The following is a 1264-nucleotide window of genomic DNA, read 5'->3' as shown; positions in this document are numbered from 1 at the left end:
CGACAGGAAGCCGATGGTCATCAGGATCTGCTGCTCGCGGCGCAGGCGGTCGGCATGCATCCAGGCGCGGCGGGCGCGGTTCTTCTCCCGGGGCTCGGCGGCTGCCTCAACCCGCCAGTAGGCGTGGTCGGTGGTGTGCTGCTGGAACTGGTCGACGAGGGAATAGGGCAGATAGCCGGCCTTCCAGCTGTCCTGGCCGGCGGCGCGCAGGGCGGGCTCGTAGTCGGCACGCGTGGGCGGCAGGGCGGCCAGGGCCGGTCCGCCCAGGATGCGGCCGTCATCCTCCAGGTCGACGAAGTGGCCCGGATCGCGGTTGGAGTCGTGGATCTTGCCCGAGCCCTTGGAGCGGTCGGGCTCGCGCGACAGCTCGCCGACGGCCGCCACCGCCGCGGGCGCGCGCAGGAAGGCCGGCAAGGTGGGCGGCAGGGCCCGCATGGCCTCCTCCCCCACCATGCGGTGACCGGCCCCACCCCAGGCGAAGGCGGGGGCCGGGACGGCGGCGAACAAGAGCAGGGCGAGGCGGAGCGGCTTGAGCGTCATGCCTGCGATTTGAAGCCCGCAGGATCGGAAGGCAAGCGCGGCTAGACGATGGCGAGCGCCTTTTCGACCCGGCCGATCCAGGTTTGGACCTTGGGATAGTCCGCCAGGCGGAAGCCGCCGTCCCCGGCCTCGCGGGTGTAGGCCACCAGGGCGACGTCGGCGAGGCTGACCTGGTCGCCCACCAGGAAGGGCTGGGCCGCCAGGCCGTCCTCCAGCCGCCGCAGGGCGGCCTTGCCGCGCTCCACCAGCCGCGGCTCCAGGTCGGCGACGGGCTTGCCCTGGAAACGCACCTGGAAGCGGGCGACGGCCACATAGGGCTCGTGGCTGTATTGCTCCCAGAACATCCATTCCAGCATGCGGGCCCGCTCATAGGCGTCGGCGGGGATCAGATCGGAGCCCTCCGCCAGGTGCAGGATGATGGCGTTGGACTGGGCCAGCGGCCGGCCGTCGTCCAGGATCACGGCGGGAACCTGACCGGCCGGGTTCATCGCCAGGAATTCCGGCGTGCGGGTCGCGGCCTTCATGACGTCGGTCTCGATCCAGTCATAGGTCAGGCCCAGATGATCGGCCGTCCACTTAACCTTGAGGCAGTTGCCCGAGATGGAGTCGCCGTAGATGCGCATGTGCAGGCCCCCGTTGCTGACGGCTGTTGATAGACCATGACTCTGGCGGCGCAATCGAAGCTGTCTGCAGGCGCCTGTGAGTAAGCCTAATAGCGGGGTTG

At 69.9% G+C, this 1264-nt stretch carries 1 protein-coding gene and 1 pseudogene; both read right to left on the bottom strand.

The features are described from left to right. Positions 1-540: pseudogene (locus Q7T09_RS19410) on the bottom strand (S1/P1 Nuclease); the annotation flags it as partial. A 41-nt stretch (positions 541-581) separates the two neighbouring features. Next, on the bottom strand, positions 582-1163 hold the full coding sequence (locus tag Q7T09_RS19405; protein WP_304701849.1) for a glutathione S-transferase family protein: 582 nt from the start codon (positions 1161-1163) through the stop codon (positions 582-584). Between the last annotated feature and the right edge of the window lie 101 nt (positions 1164-1264).

Origin of the sequence: Phenylobacterium sp. (genome assembly GCF_030645195.1) — a bacterium.
GTDB lineage: Bacteria > Pseudomonadota > Alphaproteobacteria > Caulobacterales > Caulobacteraceae > Phenylobacterium.
Note: the sequence above shows the minus strand (reverse complement) of the source record. Positions and strands in the feature narration are given on the sequence as shown.